A 16,322-nucleotide genomic window follows, 5' to 3' on the forward strand; every position below is an offset into this window, starting at 1 on the left:
CACCCCCCAGGTCATCCGTTCGACAGGGGGACACAGTCATGCCGGACCCGGAGGCCAGCGGCCCTCTTGCAGGACCGCGAAGAACATAACGGGGGCTGGTCGCGGCGGCTCACGTTGAATGCCCAGCTATAGAGAGCCGTCCGTACCGTCTGGGCATCAGCCATGCCCTTGGTGTCCCTGACAAGAGCGGGCGTAACGGTGGCCATTGCTTCCGCGAGCGTGCGGCGTGTGGAGCCGGGTGAGTGCTGCCATTTCATCTCGATGTACTCGCGGGCGTGCTGGTACCAACTCACGTCGTTGCGCTGCCGCAGCTCAGAGAGCGGTGCTCCGGTGGACTCGTCGAACGGCTCACCGGCGTGCGCCGCGCGCAGCAGCTCAGCGCGTCGGCCCTCTGCCAGTGTCTTGGTGCGGAACGTCTGCGAGTGAGGCGTCTCGCCCGTCTTCCAGCGCAACTCCGCGGAGCTCTGTCCACGGTCCTTCCGCTGGCGGACGGACCAGATCCGAACGTCGTACGTCTTCCCCATCGAGGGCCTTCCTACGAAAGGGGCCCCGCCATGGCGGGGCCCCGTGGTGCGGTCAGAGATCAGGCTGCGATTTCGTGCGTGGCCCACCAGGCGTCCAGGTCGCTGCGGCGACACCGGATATGCCCGTTCGGGAGCTTGATGAGCTTGGGGGCCTTGCCTCGGGCGCGCATGCGGTAGAAGGCTGCGCGGCTCATCTCGATCTCTTCGAGGACTTCGGGGAGCTTGAGCATCTTGGGGCGGGCCAAGGCAGGGACTCCTTCGGAGAGTCCAGCGGACAGGGTGAAGGGAAGCGGGTCCGCGTGTGTCCGAGGTGCGGATTTCTGTGTCACCCGCGTCATCTGCGTCATTCGCGCCCCTGACCTGCGGTTTCGGGGTGACGCAGGGGCCTGGGGGTGTGTCACCGGTGATGTAGACCTCCGTCATCGGGTGACGCAGGATGACGCAGAATCGGGCCGTCTGCGTCACCGCTCTTTCAGCAGGTCACCGCCCGTTTACGGGGTGTGGGTGACGCAGGTGACGCAGCGTCTCTCTACTTCGGACAAAGAGGGGTGCTATCTGTTGTGGTGCGCGGCTCAGAGAGTGAAGAACGGGCCGCTTCGCAGTCCGCCGGGCGCAGGGTCTTCGGCCTCGCCACCGCAGGCGCCCGTTTCGCTTGACCTCTTGCGCGTCAGTCCGGCAGCCAGTGCAGCTCGTGCGCCAGGGTTTTGGCGACGGCACGGATGCGGCGGTGTAGTGGTGACTGCTCGCGTGGGAGGACCAGATGGATCGTCAGGCTGGGCGCGCCTCGCAGCGGTCGCCAGGTGAGACCGGCCGGTTGTACCGTGGCCGCGGCTTCCCCGGCCGGGGCGAGGGTGACTCCGTCGCGCAGGTCGCGCTGAGACATGTCGAAAGAGACTGCGGGCGTGTGGAATCGGGGGTGTGGTCGGGTGTCTCGGAACAGTGCGGACAGCTGATCGTGGATTACGGGGTTGGCCGCACGGTCCGGGAGTCGCAACGGATACGCGGCCGCGTCGGCGATCTCGATCTCCGGGTGTTCGGCCAGCGGATGGTGCTGCGCCAGCTGGACCCCGACGCGCATTCGCCGCAGCAGGAACCGGCGCACGCCACGGCCCGGCTGTTCACCGCGGGTGATCCCGGCATCGATGCGGCCGTCGGCGACGGCGGGGGAGATCTCCGGTGTCGCCATCGGGACCGCGCCGACCTCGAGTCCGCTGTTGCCGCGAATCAGCCTGTCTACCAGGGCCGGTGCCGTCTCGGCCCCGGTACTGAGGCTGTATCCGATGCGCAGCGTGCCCAGTTCACCGGCCGCCGCGCTCCGGGCGGTGTCCCATGCCCGGTCCAGCGCCGCCAGCGCGGGCGGCGCGGACTCCGCCAAAGCCGCACCGGCCGTGGTCAATACGACGCTACGCGTGTTGCGGACCAGCAGGGCCGTACCGAGTTCCGTCTCCAATCGGCGCATCCGGGCGCTGAGTGCGGGCTGTGCGATACCGATCCGTGCGGCCGCGCGGGTGAAGTTCAACTCCTGGGCCAGCACCAGGAAGTACCGCAGGCTCACCGTATCCGGCGCCACGCGCCCTCCCTGCCGATTGATAACGATCCGTTCTGAGTCTATCCCGTACCGGTCTTTCCCTCGGCCGCACATCAAGCCCTAACCTGCGCATATGGCGATTCAACTGACCGCAGTACCCGTCGCCGGGATCGATCGATCTGAGTGTCAATTCGAAGTCGGACGTGTCCGGCCGAACACAGGAGGTTTCCATGGCTAAGGGCTACTGGGTCAGTGTCTACCCCGCCATTTCCGACCCTGAGAGGCTGACTGCCTACAACGAGCTGGCCGGTCCGGCTGTCCAGGCTGGGGGCGGGCGCGTCCTGTCCCTCCTTGGCGGTCGAGTCGTCGCCCACGAGGCCGGAATCACGCAACGCGTCGTTCTGATCGAGTTCGACAGCTTTGAACAGGCCGTCGCGGCATACGAGAGCGAGGCATACCAGAAGGCGCTGGTGGCCCTCCCCGACGGCGTCGAGCGAGACTTCCGCATCATCGACGGCATCGACTGACCGGCGGGCCCAGCCATCGCTGAGCATCCGTCACCTGATACGCACGCGGTGCTGAACGACGACTCACGAGACGAGTTCGAAGCCATGCCCCGCGTCCCAGTTCGTCGTCGACGGCCTGATCCCTGTCGGGCGGGCCGCGAAGCGGAGTTCGGGGCAGCCGACACATCATTGCCCGACAACCGACTTGCCTAATGAACGCCCGGGACGTCCCAGAGCCCTTCCGCTGGCGTTTGACCAAGCTCCCGACCCAATCCCCCATCGTCACGGATATCGTCGCCGTACGGGTCCGTGGAATCGATCCGCTGCCAAGCGAGCCTGTCGTGCCGGCCCACCGCATGATGTGCGTCACCGACTTAGGCGGATCATGGATCACCACGCGGTCGCGCCGAGGCCCGTGCCCCTAACGTGCCCGATCGAGCAGTGCACGGCGGGGAACAACGGGGAACAGAGGCGAGAAGCCCGAGAACCCGCACGTCAACGTCTCACCAGCTGAGTCCCGATCTGCATACGCGATCTTCCAAACTAGCTACGCGTGTGAACCGGGCCACCTGCGTGGGCGTGGCGAGTGACCGGAAGCGGCGCATGATGTCCTGCAGAGCACCGATGTACCGGTCCTCCCCGATCGCCGTATCGGTCTCGCACGCCCGTTGCACGTGGCAGGCCAGTGCGTTGAACTGCGCCGGGCGCGTGCTGAGCGGTCCCTGGTCGCAGCGCGCGTCGTCGAAGCCGAAACCCCAGTACACCCACAGGGCCGTCGCCAGCAGCCGGTCGTCGTCGGCGACCGGGGCGAACCGGCCGTAGAAATCGGTGCTGTGCGTGGCGACGACCCAGGCCTTTTCCTCTTCGGAGGCGCACATACCGCTGCTGCCGATCCACTCCACGGCGCGTTTCTCGACCTGCCGGACACGCGGGTGAAGGGCGGATTCCAGAGGGCAGAAAAGAGGCGGAAGTGCCACCTCGGAGACATGAGATCCCATGGGGGCGATCATCTGGGACCTGGTGCGCCGATGCGAAGGGGACACCCGCTCACGCGAAAAGACGGACAGGTTGCAGAAAGCAAGAAAGAAGAAAATAGGAAAGGGGGAGAATAAGAAAGGGCAAGGAGGTCATCTCTCCTTGCCACTCTCAACTTATAGCACGAGGGGGGCCTTGCGGCAAGGCCCCCCTCGCCCCGCAGAATCACCGGCCGAAGCCGAAATCGCGGAAATTGGGGGCTGTGTTGTTGGACGTGATCGTGGTCGGCGGGGGACCGACCGGGATGATGCTGGCCGGCGAGCTGCGGCTGCACGGGGTGCACGTGGTCGTGCTGGAGAAGCTGGCCGAACCGACCGGGCAGTCCCGCGCGCTCGGCATCCATGTGCGCAGCATCGAGCTGATGGACCAGCGCGGTCTGCTGGAGCGGTTCCTGCCGCTCGGCCAGAAGTACGAGACGGGCGGGTTCTTCGCCGGGATCGGCAAGACGTGGCCCGCCCGGATGGACACCGCGCATTCGTACGTGCTCGGCATCCCGCAGAGCGTCACCGAGCGCCTGCTGACCGAGCACGCCGCCGAGCTCGGCGCCGAGATCCGGCGCGGCTGCGAGCTGGTGGGACTGAGCCAGGACGACGACGGTGTGACCGCGGAGCTGGCCGACGGCACGCGGCTGCGCTCGCGCTACCTCGTGGCCTGCGACGGCGGCCGCAGCACCGTGCGCAAGCTGCTCGGCGTGGGCTTCCCCGGCGAACCCGCCAGGATCGAGACGCTGCTGGGCGAGATGGAGGTGGGCGTGCCGCCGGAGGAGCTGGCGGCCGCGGTGGCCGAAGTCCGCAAGACGCAGTGGCGGTTCGGGACCATGCCCCTCGGGGACGGGCGGTACCGCGTCATCGTGCCTGCCGAGGGGGTGACCGAGGACCGGACGGTGCCGCCGACCCTGGAGGAGTTCAAGCAGCGGCTGCGGCACTTCGCCGGCACCGACTTCGGCGTGCACTCGCCGCGCTGGCTGTCCCGCTTCGGCGACGCCACCCGGCTGGCCGAGCGCTACCGCGTCGGCCGGGTGCTGCTCGCCGGCGACGCCGCGCACATCCATCCGCCGACCGGCGGGCAGGGGCTCAACCTCGGCATCCAGGACGCGTTCAACCTCGGCTGGAAGCTGGCCGCCGAAGTGCGCGGCTGGGCACCGGAGGGGCTGCTGGACAGCTACCACACCGAACGGCGCCCGGTGGCCGCCGCCGTGCTGGACAACACCCGCGCGCAGACCGAGCTGCTGAGCTCCGAGCCGGGGCCGAGGGCCGTGCGCCGGCTGGTCGAGGAGCTGATGGACCTCGAGGAGGTGAACCGGTACCTGATCGAGAAGATCACCGCGATCTCGGTCCGCTACGACTTCGGCGAGGGCCACGAACTCCTCGGCCGGCGCCTGCGGGACGTGACGCTAAAGCGGGGTCGCCTCTACGAGCTGATGCGCGGGGGCCGCGGACTGCTGCTCGACCAGACCGGCCGGCTGTCGACGGCGGGCTGGGCGGACCGGGTCGACCACGTCGTCGACGTCAGCGAGGAACTGGACGTCCCCGCGGTGCTCCTGCGGCCGGACGGCCACGTGGCGTGGGTAGGCGAGGACCAGCGGGAACTGCTCGACCGGCTGCCGCGGTGGTTCGGCGCGGCGACAACGGGCTGAGCGGGTCCGGCGCGACCGGCGGGCTTCTCGCAGGACTTGCCCGGCCGACTGCCGAGTTGACTCGGCGGGCAACCGGCTGAGCGGTCCTGTGACCGGATGAGGCGGCGGCCTCCGGGCAGGACTGCTCGGCCGGCTGCCGAGATTATGCGGCGTGGCACCTGGCTGAGCGCGTCCTGCCTGACCCGACCAGGCGCCTGCCGCCTCGCACGTCGGCGTGGCCCGACAGGGTGGCGGCCTACTCGGCGGCGTGGGCGCGTTCGATGTCGTGGTCGTCCACGCCGGTGCCCGAGACCGTCACCAACGCCGTCTTCGGCGGGTGGCCCGTCGCGATGACCGTGTACGCACCGGTGTCCACGTCGACAGAAGGCGTACGCCCGTCGACGCCGCTCCGCGTCGTGGCGACCAGCGACCACGTTGCCCGCCGCGTCCATCAGGGTCACCCGCGCGTCGCTCAGCGCAGCGCCCCCTCCGCGCACCGTGCCCCGCACCTGCGCGCCGGGCCGCAGCTCCAGCTCGACGCGGGTGGTCCCGGCCGCGCCGACCTCGACCACCTGGGCCGGCGGGCGCAGGGAGGAGACCACGGGGGTGTGGAACCACGGAGTGGGGGACAGGCGTACGCGAGTCGCCCGCGCGGCACACTGGCTCCATGTCCTCCCGTCGCAGAACCTGTCCCGAGTGCCGTCGCGAGATCGCCGTCGTCGCCGGGCGGTACGCGCGCCACGACCCGCCCGGCGCCCGGGAACACGGCGAGCTCACCTCATGCCCGGGCTCCCGCCGCCAGGCCCGGCTCGGCCCGGAACAGCCCTCCCTGGACGGCTACGCGGTCCCCGACTTCCCGGGCCAACTGCCCCTGTTCTAGGAACGGTTCCCCGGCGCCGTCAGTTCCCCGCCACCGCCTTCACCGCCACGGACACCGGAGCCGGCCCGCTGATCAGCTCAAGAGTGAGGCCGGCCGTCGCGGGGGTGTCCACCAGCTCCGCCAGCACGGCGGCCACGTCGTCGCGCGGAATCGGCCCGCGGCCCGTGTGCGCCTCCAGGCGTACCAGGCCGGTGCCGGCGTCGTCGGTGAGCTGACCGGGGCGCAGAATCGTCCAGTCCAGGGCGTCCAGGCCGCGCACGTACGCGTCCGCCTCCCCCTTGGCGCGCAGGTAGACGTCGAAGATCTCGTCGCCCTGGTGCTGCGGATCGGCGCCCATGGACGACACGATCACGAAGCGCCGCACGCCCGCCTGCACCGCCGCGTCCGCGAAGAGAACCGCCGCGGCCTTGTCCACCGTGTCCTTGCGGGCCGCCCCGCTGCCCGGGCCCGCGCCCGCCGCGAACACCGCCGCGTCGGCACCCCTGAGCCGCTGCGCGACCTCGTCCACGGACGCCGACTCCAGGTCGAGCACGACCGGTTCGGCACCGGCCTCCCGCAGATCGTCGGCTTGTTCGGCCTTGCGGATGATCCCCGCGCCCTCGTCTCCGCGCGCGGCGAGCAGCCGCTCGAGCCGCAGCGCGATCTGACCATGACCACCAGCGATGACAGTACGCATGCCTTCGACCGTACGCCCGGACAGCACCGTCCGCCGCACGACTTCAGCCACACCCCGACGCCCCACCCGCCCCGCGCCCTACGACAACTGCCCCCGCCCCTGCCGCGGCAGCCCCAGCTCCGCAGAAGCCGCCGAACTGCAGAACTCCCGCACCGCGCTGGTCCGCGCCACCACGCGCCCCCGGTGCACCACCACCCGGCTGTACGCCAGCGAGAGCGCCCCCGCCAGCCGGTCCCCGCGCACCGCGAGCAACTCGGCCGGGAAACCCGCCTCCACCCGCACCTCCGGCAGCCCCAGCACCGCCCGCGCCGAGGAGCTCACCGCGTCGTACGCCTCCTCGGGCGAGAGGCCGTAGCGCGAGGCCAGCAGGAACGCCGCCTCCAGCGGGTCGCCGCGCCCCACGGGGTTCGACACGTCCCGCAGTGCCCCGCTCCCTGCGGCCACCCGCACCCCGGCCGCCCGCAGCAGCCGTACCGGAGCCGCCCCCCGCCGGTCCACGCCACCGCAGCCGCCCTGCGGCAGGCACACCACCGTCACCCCGGCCGCCGCCAGTTGGTCCGCGGTCCGCGAGGCCACCTCGGAGGGCAGTCGGCCGAGATCGCCGCACGGGCTGAGGGTCACCCCGGGGCGCAGCCCGCCCGCCATCGCCGCGAGCCGGGCCAGCCGCGCCGGATCCCCGGCGTCCGTGTGCAGGTCGACGGGACAGCCGTGCTCGGAGGCCACCTCCAGGACCGCCTCCACGTACCCCGCCGGATCCGGGTCGAGATCCGGCCGGCCGCCCACCACCGAGGCGCCCATCTTCATCGCGTCCCGCAGCACAGCCAGCCCGTCCGCCCCGGCCACCCCGGTCAGCACCCGGGGCATCGCCACCGTCGTCAGCTCGGCCAGCCCCCGCAGCGCCCGCCGCGCCTGCAACACGGCCGCCAGCGCGCCCAGCCCCTGGACGTCCCCCACGCGCACATGGGCCCGCACCGCCGTCGCCCCGTGCCCGAGCTGGAGCAGCGCGGCCTCGGTCGCCCGGCGCTGGACGTCCTGGGGTTCGTACGAGACCGGGCCCTCGGCGTCGGCCGACAACGCCGTGTCGGCGTGGGCGTGCGGCTCGGCCGGGGCCGGCAGCAGCAGATAGCCGCCTAGATCCACCCGCGCCCCGCACGCGCGCGTGCCGCCCGCCGCCAGGCTGCCGGCCGTGCCGACCGCCTCGATACGCCCGCCGCCCAGCCGTACGTCCACGGTCCGGCCGTCGGTGAGCCGCGCCCCGGACAGCAGCAGCGACGACGGGTCGGCCGGACCCGGCGAGGACGACGGGGGCGGCGGTGGCTGCGGCTGGCTGTCGGGCATCGCGCTCCTGGGGCTCGGCTGCGCACGCGAGGACGCATGATCACTCAGAGTGAGTCGAGCCTAGGACGGCCTCCCGCCCGTCGCGGGGAGGAGCGCAATAGTCGTACCGGCGTGGCCCGTCGTACGGGACGCGAGGCACGCACGAGGCTGCCGGGAGGACGGTGCGCGCGTCCCGGACGGGTGCCCGAAACGGATTTGGGCGAACGGCGGCGGAGCGTGTAATGTCTTCATCGCTCGCCCCAATAGCTCAGTCGGCAGAGCGTCTCCATGGTAAGGAGAAGGTCAACGGTTCGATTCCGTTTTGGGGCTCTGGTGTGAACGGTTCCCGCCGCAAGGCGGGGCCCGACTGCATCAAAGCGGTGTAGCTCAGTCGGTAGAGCAAGCGGCTCATAATCGCTGTGTCACCGGTTCAAGTCCGGTCACCGCTACTCTCAGTAGCCGATTGCGGGGTCGGTCCTTCGATCGGCTACTCTTCTTGCGTTAATACAGTCAACCCGTTCGTCAAGGAGCACTCACGTGGCTGCCACCGACGTCCGCCCGAAGATCACGCTGGCCTGCGTGGAGTGCAAGGAGCGGAACTACATCACCAAGAAGAACCGGCGTAACAACCCGGACCGTCTTGAGATGAAGAAGCACTGCCCGCGTTGCAACGCGCACACCGCGCACCGCGAAACGCGATAAATCAGGCTCGTACGCGAGGCCGTTCCCGAGTGATCGGGGGCGGCCTCGCGTCGTTGAGTGACCCGTACCGTTCAGTAGCGCAACCAGGAGGTGCCGGGCCATGGCGCTCGACCAGTCCTTCGTGGGGCGGACGTACCCGCCCACCGAGCCCTACGAGGTGGGTCGGGAGAAGATCCGTGAGTTCGCCGAGGCGGTCGGGGACACCAACCCGGCGTACACGGACGCGGAGGCCGCCAAGGCGCTCGGCCACCCCGATGTGATCGCACCGCCGACCTTCGTCTTCTCGATCACCTTCAAGGCCGCCGGGCAGGTCGTCCGTGATCCCCGGCTCGGCCTGGACTACAGCCGCGTGGTGCACGGCGACCAGAAGTTCACCTACCGCCGCCCGGTCCGCGCCGGCGACCGGCTCACGGTCACCTCCACCATCGAGGCGATCAAGTCCCTGGCGGGCAACGACATCCTGGACATCCGCGGCGAGGTCCACGACGAGGCCGGCGAGCACGTCGTGACCGCCTGGACCAAGCTCGTGGCCCGCGCGGCCGAGGAGGCGTGAGCGATCCCATGACGGCGAAGATCTCCTACTCCGACGTCGCGGTCGGCACGGAACTGCCCGCGCAGACCTTCCCCGTGACCCGCGCGACCCTCGTCCAGTACGCGGGCGCCTCCGGCGACTTCAACCCGATCCACTGGAACGAGAAGTTCGCCAAGGAGGTCGGCCTGCCGGACGTCATCGCGCACGGCATGTTCACCATGGCCGAGGCGATCCGCGTGGTCACCGACTGGGCCGGCGACCCGGGCGCGGTCGTCGAGTACGGCGTCCGCTTCACCAAGCCCGTCGTCGTCCCGAACGACGACCAGGGCGCCGTGATCGAGGTCGGTGGCAAGGTCGCGGCCAAGCTCGACGACAACACCGTCCGCGTGGACCTGACGGCGACGAGCGCCGGGCAGAAGGTGCTGGGTATGTCGCGTGCGGTCGTGCGGCTGGCCTGAGACGGCAGACGGGCAGACGGCAGATGTCGGGTAAGGGGCGCTCTCCATTGCGGGGCGCCCCTTACCCGTATGCGAGCACCGGCACCCGCTTGACGTAGTTAGTGATTGAGTACTAACTTTCTTGCATGGTCAGGATGAGTGCAGAAGAGAGGCGTGAGAGCGTCATCCGCGCGGCGACGACCGAGTTCGCGCGCGGCGGCTACCACGGCACGTCGACCGAGGCGATCGCCCGGCGGGTCGGCGTCTCGCAGCCGTATCTCTTCCGGCTCTTCCCGGGCAAGAAGGCGATCTTCCTGGCGGCGGCGGAGCGGTGTGTCGAGGACACCATCCGGACGTTCGCGGAGGCTGCCGAGGGACTCGAGGGTGACGAGGCTCTCCATGCCATGGGTGGTGCGTACATCGAGACCATCTCCGAACAGCCCGACCGGCTGATGATGCAGATGCAGATGTACCTCGCCGTGGCGGCCGCCGAAGAGGAGGGGGATCACGAGTTCGGCGAGGCCGTGCGCGCCGGCTGGATGCGGTTGTGGGACACCGTCCACCTGCCGCTGGGGGCCGACGTCGACAAGACGACGACCTTCATCGCGCAGGGAATGCTCATCAACTGCCTCGTGGCCATGGGCTTCCCGGCCGACCACCGGGTCTGGGCGGGACTGAATCCGTCCGCGCCCGGCAACTGACGACAAGGGCCAGGATGCTGCGCCTTTTCATGTGCGCGAAAGTTAGTAATCAATAACTAATCGATCAAGCGAAACATCCCTGGGGGAGCGATGTCACAGCAGACCGCACGTCGCGGACGGGCCGCCTGGGCCCTCGTCATCACCAGCGTCGCCGGATTCATGGCGGCTCTCGACAACCTCGTCGTCACCACCGCCCTGCCCTCCATCCGCGAGGACCTCGGCGGGGGCCTGCACGACCTGGAATGGACCGTGAGCGCCTACACGCTCACCTTCGCGGTCCTGCTGATGTTCGGCGCGGCCCTCGGCGACCGGTTCGGCCGCCGCCGGCTCTTCATCGCCGGGCTCACCGTCTTCACCGGCGCCTCCGCCGCCGCGGCCATGGCGCCCGGCATCGACTCCCTCATCGCCGCCCGCGCGGTCCAGGGCGCCGGCGCGGCCGTGATGATGCCGCTGACGCTCACCCTGCTCACCGCGGCCGTGACCGCCGCCAAGCGCGGCATGGCGTACGGCATCTGGGGAGCCGTCAACGGACTCGCCGTCGCCTCCGGGCCGCTGGTCGGCGGCACCCTCACCGAACACATCTCCTGGCAGTGGATCTTCTGGCTGAACGTCCCGCTCGGTCTGGCCCTGCTGCCGCTCGCCCGGCTGCGTCTCGCCGAGTCCCACGGCACCGGCGCCCCGCTCGACGTCCCCGGCACCCTGCTCGCCAGCGGCGGCCTCTTCGGCATCGTCTACGGCCTGGTCCGCGGCCCCGGCGACGGCTGGACCGGCTCGCTGGTCCTGACGGGCCTGTTCGCGGGCTCCGCGCTGCTCGCCGGGTTCGTCCTCTACAGCACGCGCGCCAAGAACCCCATGCTCCCGATGAGGCTCTTCCGCTCCCGGGCCTTCTCCGGCATCAACGCGGCGAGCCTGCTGATGTTCCTCGGCATGTTCGGCTCGATCTTCCTCCTCAGCCAGTACATGCAGGGCGTCCTCGGCTACTCGCCCACCGAGGCGGGCCTCAGGATGCTGCCCTGGACCGGCATGCCGATGCTGGTCGCCCCGATCGCCGGCATTCTCGCCGACCGCATCGGCGGCCGCCCGGTCGTCGCCGCGGGCCTGTTCCTCCAGGCCCTGGGCCTGGGCTGCATGTCGGTGGTGGCCACGGTGGACGCCTCCTACGCCGCCCAGCTGCCCGCCCTGATCGTCAGCGGCATCGGCATGGCCCTGTTCTTCGCCCCCGCCTCGCACCTGGTGATGTCCAGCGTCCGGCCCCAGGAGCAGGGCATCGCCTCCGGCGCCAACAACGCCCTGCGCGAGGTGGGCGGAGCGCTCGGCATCGCCGTCATGGCGTCGATCTTCGCGGCACAGGGCGGGTACGAGACCGGCCAGACCTTCGTCGACGGCATGCGCCCCGCGCTGGTGACGGGCTCCGCGCTGGTCGCCCTCGCGGGCGTCGCGGCCCTGCTGATCCCGAGCCGGCGACGCGCCGAGCGACAGGCCGCCCCGGCCGAACCGGCACCCGTGCTGGAGACGGCTGCCCACTGATCCCGAGACCGGAAGGACCCCGACACACCCAGCAGATCCCGCAGCCCGGTCTACCCGACGACCGGAACGACCCCGACGACGACCCGAAGGAGGAGCGGCCATGCCCACCCTTCCCTGGACCGTCCCGAACACCCCGCCCCGCGACACCGAGGTGCACGTCTTCGCCTCCCGGTTCGAGACCCGCACCCTGTGGGGAGCGCTCAAGTTCCTCGCCGGTACGCCCGCGGTCTGGCGGCAGGTGCGCCGCAGCCCCGGCGTCTACGGAGCGACCCGGAAAGCGAAGCCGTTGCGGCGGACCTTCTGGACGCTGTCCGCGTGGGAGTCGAAGGCAGCGCTCGACGACTTCACCCGCTCGGGCGCCCACAGGCCTGCCGCCCGGGGCCTGGCCCCGCAGATGGCGGACGCGACCTTCACCACATGGCAGGCGAGGAGCGACGACCTCCCGCTCTCCTGGTCCGAGGCGCTGCGCCGCCTGTCCTGAGCGACACCACGCGCGCGTGCGGCCCTCGTCTCCCGGACGTGGGCCGCACACACGCGTGCCGGAGCCTGCCAGTGCCGTCTCGTACTCTTGAGCCCGTGCAGGAACTCCACGACGCCCCCCTCGCCCCGCTGACCACCTTCCGGCTGGGCGGCCCCGCGACCCGGCTGGTCACCGCGACTACGGACGACGAGGTGATCGCCGTCGTACGCGAAGCCGACGAGGCGGGCACCCCGCTGCTGCTCATCGGAGGCGGGTCGAACCTGGTCATCGGCGACAAGGGCTTCGAGGGCACCGCCCTCGTCATCGCCACCAAGGGCTACTCCCTCGACGGCACGCGGCTGGAGCTGGCCGCCGGCGAGGTGTGGACCGACGCCGTCGCCCGCACGGTGGAGGCGGGCCTGGCCGGCATCGAGTGCCTGGCCGGCATCCCCGGCTCGGCGGGCGCGACCCCCATCCAGAACGTCGGGGCGTACGGCCAGGAAGTCTCCTCGACGATCACCGAGGTCGTCGCCTACGACCGCCGGACCGGCGAGACGGTCACCCTGGCCAACGGGGACTGCGCCTTCTCCTACCGCCACAGCCGCTTCAAATCCCACCCGGAGCGCTACGTGGTCCTGCGCGTCCGCTTCTCCCTGGAGGACGCCGACGGCCTCTCGGCCCCCCTCAGGTACGCCGAGACGGCCCGTGCCCTCGGCGTCGGACCGGGCGACCGGGTCCCGCTCGCCTCGGCCCGTGACACCGTGCTCAAGCTGCGCGCCGGCAAGGGCATGGTCCTGGACCCCGAGGACCACGACACCTGGTCGGCCGGCTCCTTCTTCACCAACCCGATCCTCACGGACGCCGACTTCGCCACGTTCCGCGCGCGTGTGCGTGAGCGCCTCGGCGAGGGCGTGGAGCCGCCCGCGTACCCGGCGGGGGAGGGCCACACCAAGACCTCCGCGGCCTGGCTGATCGACAAGTCCGGCTTCACCAAGGGCTACGGCGACGGACCGGCCCGCATCTCCACGAAGCACACCCTGGCCCTCACCAACCGGGGCACCGCGACCACGGAGGACCTGCTCGCCCTGGCTCGTGAGGTCGTGGCCGGCGTCCGCGAGGCCTTCGGGATCACGCTGGTCAACGAGCCGGTGACGGTCGGGGTCAGCCTCTAGTAGGCGAGCCCCACGCCCTGCTTCACGGTGGCCGCGTCGTCGACCATCCCCAGCATCGCGTGTGCCACGTCGGCGCGTCCCAGAGAGCGGCCCTTCGGCGGGGTCCCCCCGACGACCGCCCGGTACACCCCGCTGACCGGCCGGTTCAGCAGCCTCGGTGGCCGCACCACGGTCCAGTCGGTGGCGCTGCGGGCGATCTCCGCCTCCATCGCGCGCAGGTCGGCGTAGACGTCCTTGAAGATCCCGGAGACGACGCCGCGTGCGACACGGTCGAGCGCTCCGTCGCCCTCGGGCACGGGCCCGATCGGGGCGGCGCTGATCGCCAGCAGCCGCGGAACCTCCTCCGCCTCCATGGCGCCCAGCACCGTGCGCGTCAGCCGAGTCGCGTCTCCGGCGTGCTTGCGGCTGCGGGCACCGAGCCCCGACAGCACGGCATCCCGCCCGGCCACCGCCGGACGCACCGCCTGCGCATCGGCCAGGTCCGCGCGGAACACGTCCAGTCCCGGGCCGGTCACGGTCAGCCGGGCGGGATCGCGTACGACGGCCGTGACCTGGTGACCCGCTCCCAGCGCCTGCCGCACGATCTCCTGCCCGACGCCGCCGGTGGCACCGAAAACGGTCAGTTTCATGCGAACTTCCCCTGTCGATAGGTGGGTGAGTACTTACTCACCTCCACTGCCTCCCCTAGGGTGAGTAAGTGCTCACCCACCCGTCAAGCGCTTGAGGAAGCAGCCATGCAGCCACCGGCCCGGGAGCGCGTCCTGGACGCCGCGCACCAGTTGATGCTGACCGTCGGACTCGCCCGCGCCACGACGAAGGAGATCGCCCGGGCCGCCGGTTGCTCCGAGGCCGCGCTGTACAAGCACTTCGCGAGCAAGGAGGAACTGTTCATCCGCGTCCTCACGGAACGGCTGCCACAGATGGCACCGCTGCTGCACGGGCTGGCCGCCGAGCCGGGCCGGGGCGCGCTGGAGGCGAACCTCACGGAGATCGCCCGGCAGGCGGCCCTGTTCTACGAGCAGAGCTTTCCGATCGCGGCGTCGCTGTATGCCGAGACCCAGTTGAAGCGGCGGCATGACGAGGCGATGCGGGAGATGGGGAAGGGGCCGCATCTGCCGATCGAGGGGTTGGCCGCGTATCTGCGGGCGGAACAGGACGCCGGGCGGATCAGGGCGGATGCGGACACCTTCGCGGCGGCCTCGCTGCTGATGGGGGCGTGTGCGCAGCGGGCGTTCGCGTACGACGCGACGGCGGAAGGCCGGCCCTCCGTGGACACGTTCGCCGCGAGGCTGGCCCGCACGCTGCTGGCCGGCATCACCGACTGACCGGCGCTTCCACGTGCTCGGCGTTGTGGCTGGGGCGGGGTGGGTCCGCAGCCCGGCGTGGCGGGGTGCCGCTGCGCCCACCCTCCCCCAAGCTCTCGGCTTCGCTCTAAGAGGGGAACCCCCATGAGCAGGGGGGACCCCCATCGCCCCAGCGGCACGACTGCCCGCAGCCAGGCGGGACCGCCGGCCCACAGCGCGGCGGCCTGCGGCGGCTCAGCCGAGACGCGCCCGCACCCACAGCAAGGGCGGCGACGGCGCCGGGTCAGCCACGACGCGCCCGCAGCCGCCGACCCACCACCACCCCGGTGGGCGCTATGACAGCAACCAGTCGTCCACCCCGGCCAGCAGCTTCCTCTTCACGTCCTCCGGCGCCGCCGACCCCCTTATCGACTGCCGCGCCACCTCCGCCAGTTCCTCGTCCGTGAACCCGTGATGCCGCCGCGCGATCTCGTACTGCGCCGCCAGGCGGGAGCCGAAGAGCAGGGGATCGTCCGCGCCCAGCGCCATCGGGACACCCGCCTCGAACAACGTCCGCAACGGCACGTCCTCCGGCTTCTCGTACACCCCCAGCGCCACGTTCGACGCCGGACACACCTCGCACGTCACACCCCGCTCGGCCAGCTGCCGAAGCAGTCGCGGATTCTCCGCCGCCCGCACGCCGTGCCCCACCCGGTCCGCCCCCAGGTCGTCCAGACAGTCCCGCACCGACGAGGCACCCGCCAGCTCACCCCCGTGCGGCGCCGACAGCAGCCCGGCCTCCCGCGCGATCGCGAACGCCCGGTCGAAGTCCCGCGCCATGCCCCGCCGCTCGTCGTTCGACAGCCCGAACCCGACGACCCCCCGGTCCGCGTACCGCACAGCCAGCCGCGCCAGGGTGCGCGCGTCCAACGGGTGCTTCATCCGGTTCGCCGCGACCAGCACCCGCATACCGAGCCCGGTCTCCCGCGACGTCGTCTCCACCGCGTCCAGGATGACCTCCAGCGCCGGGATCAACCCGCCCAGCCGCGGCGCGTACGACGTCGGATCGACCTGGATCTCCAGCCACCCCGACCCGTCCCGCAGGTCCTCCTCCGCGGCCTCCCGTACCAGCCGCTGGATGTCCTCCGGCTCCCGCAGACACGAGCGCGCCGCGTCGTACAGCCGCTGAAAGCGGAACCAGCCCCGCTCGTCCGTCGCCCGCAGTCTCGGCGGCTCCCCGCCGACCAGCGCCTCGGTCAGCGCGTCGGGCAGGCGCACCCCGTGCTTGTCGGCCAGTTCCAGCACGGTCGTGGGCCGCATCGACCCGGTGAAGTGCAGGTGCAGATGGGCTTTCGGCAGTTCAGAGACATCACGTACACGCTCCATTCCAGGATCCTGCCGTACGTCTCAGCCGTCCCGGTAGCGGT

At 70.9% G+C, this 16,322-nt stretch carries 19 protein-coding genes, 2 tRNA genes and 1 pseudogene; 13 read left to right on the top strand and 9 right to left on the bottom strand.

Annotated elements, in window-relative coordinates; translation table 11 throughout:
* Positions 1 to 11: 11 nt before the first annotated feature.
* From ACIBNA_RS00005 to ACIBNA_RS00015, 3 genes are all read right to left on the bottom strand, one after another.
* Positions 12 to 524, bottom strand: coding sequence for a hypothetical protein (locus tag ACIBNA_RS00005; protein ID WP_399163025.1), 513 nt, complete (start codon positions 522 to 524; stop codon positions 12 to 14).
* A 59-nt stretch (positions 525 to 583) separates the two neighbouring features.
* The gene (locus tag ACIBNA_RS00010) at positions 584 to 769 is read right to left on the bottom strand and encodes a helix-turn-helix domain-containing protein (protein WP_308884014.1); all 186 of its coding nucleotides are present in this window, start codon (positions 767 to 769) and stop codon (positions 584 to 586) included.
* A 422-nt stretch (positions 770 to 1,191) separates the two neighbouring features.
* On the bottom strand, positions 1,192 to 2,094 hold the full coding sequence (locus ACIBNA_RS00015) for a LysR substrate-binding domain-containing protein (RefSeq protein WP_399163026.1): 903 nt from the start codon (positions 2,092 to 2,094) through the stop codon (positions 1,192 to 1,194).
* A gap of 188 nt (positions 2,095 to 2,282) precedes the next feature.
* Here ACIBNA_RS00015 and ACIBNA_RS00020 point away from each other — a divergent pair, with 188 nt between their 5' ends.
* Positions 2,283 to 2,579, top strand: a complete 297-nt coding sequence (locus ACIBNA_RS00020) for a DUF1330 domain-containing protein (RefSeq protein ID WP_399163027.1) — start codon at positions 2,283 to 2,285, stop codon at positions 2,577 to 2,579.
* A gap of 482 nt (positions 2,580 to 3,061) precedes the next feature.
* Here ACIBNA_RS00020 and ACIBNA_RS00025 read toward each other — a convergent pair whose 3' ends face one another.
* The gene (locus tag ACIBNA_RS00025; RefSeq protein ID WP_399163028.1) at positions 3,062 to 3,556 is read right to left on the bottom strand and encodes a hypothetical protein; all 495 of its coding nucleotides are present in this window, start codon (positions 3,554 to 3,556) and stop codon (positions 3,062 to 3,064) included.
* A 242-nt stretch (positions 3,557 to 3,798) separates the two neighbouring features.
* On the opposite strand from ACIBNA_RS00025, the gene rox reads away from it, so the two are divergent.
* On the top strand, positions 3,799 to 5,229 hold the full coding sequence (rox, locus tag ACIBNA_RS00030; RefSeq protein WP_399163472.1) for a rifampin monooxygenase: 1,431 nt from the start codon (positions 3,799 to 3,801) through the stop codon (positions 5,227 to 5,229).
* Positions 5,230 to 5,464: 235 nt separating this feature from the next.
* Here the strand turns inward: rox and ACIBNA_RS00035 are convergent.
* Positions 5,465 to 5,795, bottom strand: a pseudogene (locus tag ACIBNA_RS00035) (MFS transporter); the annotation flags it as partial.
* An 80-nt stretch (positions 5,796 to 5,875) separates the two neighbouring features.
* Between ACIBNA_RS00035 and ACIBNA_RS00040 the strand changes: the two are divergent.
* On the top strand, positions 5,876 to 6,088 hold the full coding sequence (locus ACIBNA_RS00040; protein ID WP_059424760.1) for a hypothetical protein: 213 nt from the start codon (positions 5,876 to 5,878) through the stop codon (positions 6,086 to 6,088).
* 19 nt (positions 6,089 to 6,107) lie between these two features.
* Here the strand turns inward: ACIBNA_RS00040 and ACIBNA_RS00045 are convergent, their stop codons facing one another.
* A complete protein-coding gene (locus ACIBNA_RS00045; RefSeq protein ID WP_399163029.1) occupies positions 6,108 to 6,764 on the bottom strand; it encodes an NAD(P)H-binding protein in 657 nt (218 codons plus the stop codon).
* A gap of 78 nt (positions 6,765 to 6,842) precedes the next feature.
* Positions 6,843 to 8,102 (bottom strand): amidohydrolase family protein, encoded by a 1,260-nt coding sequence (locus tag ACIBNA_RS00050; protein WP_399163030.1) that lies wholly within the window; start codon positions 8,100 to 8,102, stop codon positions 6,843 to 6,845.
* A gap of 236 nt (positions 8,103 to 8,338) precedes the next feature.
* Here ACIBNA_RS00050 and ACIBNA_RS00055 point away from each other — a divergent pair.
* The 9 genes from ACIBNA_RS00055 (at position 8,339) to ACIBNA_RS00095 (ending at position 13,612) form a co-directional block, all read left to right on the top strand.
* A tRNA-Thr gene (locus ACIBNA_RS00055) sits at positions 8,339 to 8,411 on the top strand.
* Between the two features lie 46 nt (positions 8,412 to 8,457).
* A tRNA-Met gene (locus ACIBNA_RS00060) sits at positions 8,458 to 8,530 on the top strand.
* A gap of 88 nt (positions 8,531 to 8,618) precedes the next feature.
* Positions 8,619 to 8,783 (top strand): 50S ribosomal protein L33, encoded by a 165-nt coding sequence (gene rpmG, locus ACIBNA_RS00065; RefSeq protein ID WP_003948671.1) that lies wholly within the window; start codon positions 8,619 to 8,621, stop codon positions 8,781 to 8,783.
* Positions 8,784 to 8,883: 100 nt separating this feature from the next.
* Entirely contained in the window at positions 8,884 to 9,336 is a 453-nt protein-coding gene (locus tag ACIBNA_RS00070) for a MaoC family dehydratase N-terminal domain-containing protein (RefSeq protein ID WP_399163031.1), read from the top strand.
* 8 nt (positions 9,337 to 9,344) lie between these two features.
* Positions 9,345 to 9,773: a MaoC family dehydratase gene (locus ACIBNA_RS00075; RefSeq protein WP_399163473.1), complete on the top strand. Its 429-nt coding sequence runs from the start codon at positions 9,345 to 9,347 to the stop codon at positions 9,771 to 9,773.
* A 125-nt stretch (positions 9,774 to 9,898) separates the two neighbouring features.
* Positions 9,899 to 10,453 carry a TetR/AcrR family transcriptional regulator gene (locus ACIBNA_RS00080; protein WP_399163032.1) on the top strand — a complete coding sequence of 185 codons (555 nt, stop codon included), beginning with the start codon at positions 9,899 to 9,901 and terminating at the stop codon, positions 10,451 to 10,453.
* A 90-nt stretch (positions 10,454 to 10,543) separates the two neighbouring features.
* Positions 10,544 to 11,980: an MFS transporter gene (locus tag ACIBNA_RS00085; RefSeq protein ID WP_399163033.1), complete on the top strand. Its 1,437-nt coding sequence runs from the start codon at positions 10,544 to 10,546 to the stop codon at positions 11,978 to 11,980.
* A gap of 100 nt (positions 11,981 to 12,080) precedes the next feature.
* Complete coding sequence (locus tag ACIBNA_RS00090) at positions 12,081 to 12,461, top strand: DUF3291 domain-containing protein (RefSeq protein WP_399163034.1); 381 nt, start codon at positions 12,081 to 12,083, stop codon at positions 12,459 to 12,461.
* A gap of 95 nt (positions 12,462 to 12,556) precedes the next feature.
* Positions 12,557 to 13,612 (top strand): UDP-N-acetylmuramate dehydrogenase, encoded by a 1,056-nt coding sequence (locus ACIBNA_RS00095; RefSeq protein WP_399163035.1) that lies wholly within the window; start codon positions 12,557 to 12,559, stop codon positions 13,610 to 13,612.
* Here the strand turns inward: ACIBNA_RS00095 and ACIBNA_RS00100 are convergent.
* Positions 13,609 to 14,241 (bottom strand): NAD(P)-dependent oxidoreductase, encoded by a 633-nt coding sequence (locus tag ACIBNA_RS00100; protein WP_399163036.1) that lies wholly within the window; start codon positions 14,239 to 14,241, stop codon positions 13,609 to 13,611. The genes ACIBNA_RS00095 and ACIBNA_RS00100 overlap by 4 nt on opposite strands.
* A gap of 105 nt (positions 14,242 to 14,346) precedes the next feature.
* Between ACIBNA_RS00100 and ACIBNA_RS00105 the strand changes: the two genes are divergently transcribed.
* Entirely contained in the window at positions 14,347 to 14,937 is a 591-nt protein-coding gene (locus ACIBNA_RS00105) for a TetR/AcrR family transcriptional regulator (RefSeq protein ID WP_399163037.1), read from the top strand.
* A gap of 312 nt (positions 14,938 to 15,249) precedes the next feature.
* Here ACIBNA_RS00105 and ACIBNA_RS00110 read toward each other — a convergent pair whose 3' ends face one another.
* A complete protein-coding gene (locus ACIBNA_RS00110; RefSeq protein ID WP_399163038.1) occupies positions 15,250 to 16,281 on the bottom strand; it encodes an adenosine deaminase in 1,032 nt (343 codons plus the stop codon).
* Positions 16,282 to 16,322 lie beyond the last annotated feature (41 nt).

Source organism: Streptomyces sp. NPDC050164 (genome assembly GCF_044459945.1).
Taxonomy (GTDB): Bacteria; Actinomycetota; Actinomycetes; order Streptomycetales; family Streptomycetaceae; genus Streptomyces; species Streptomyces coeruleorubidus_A.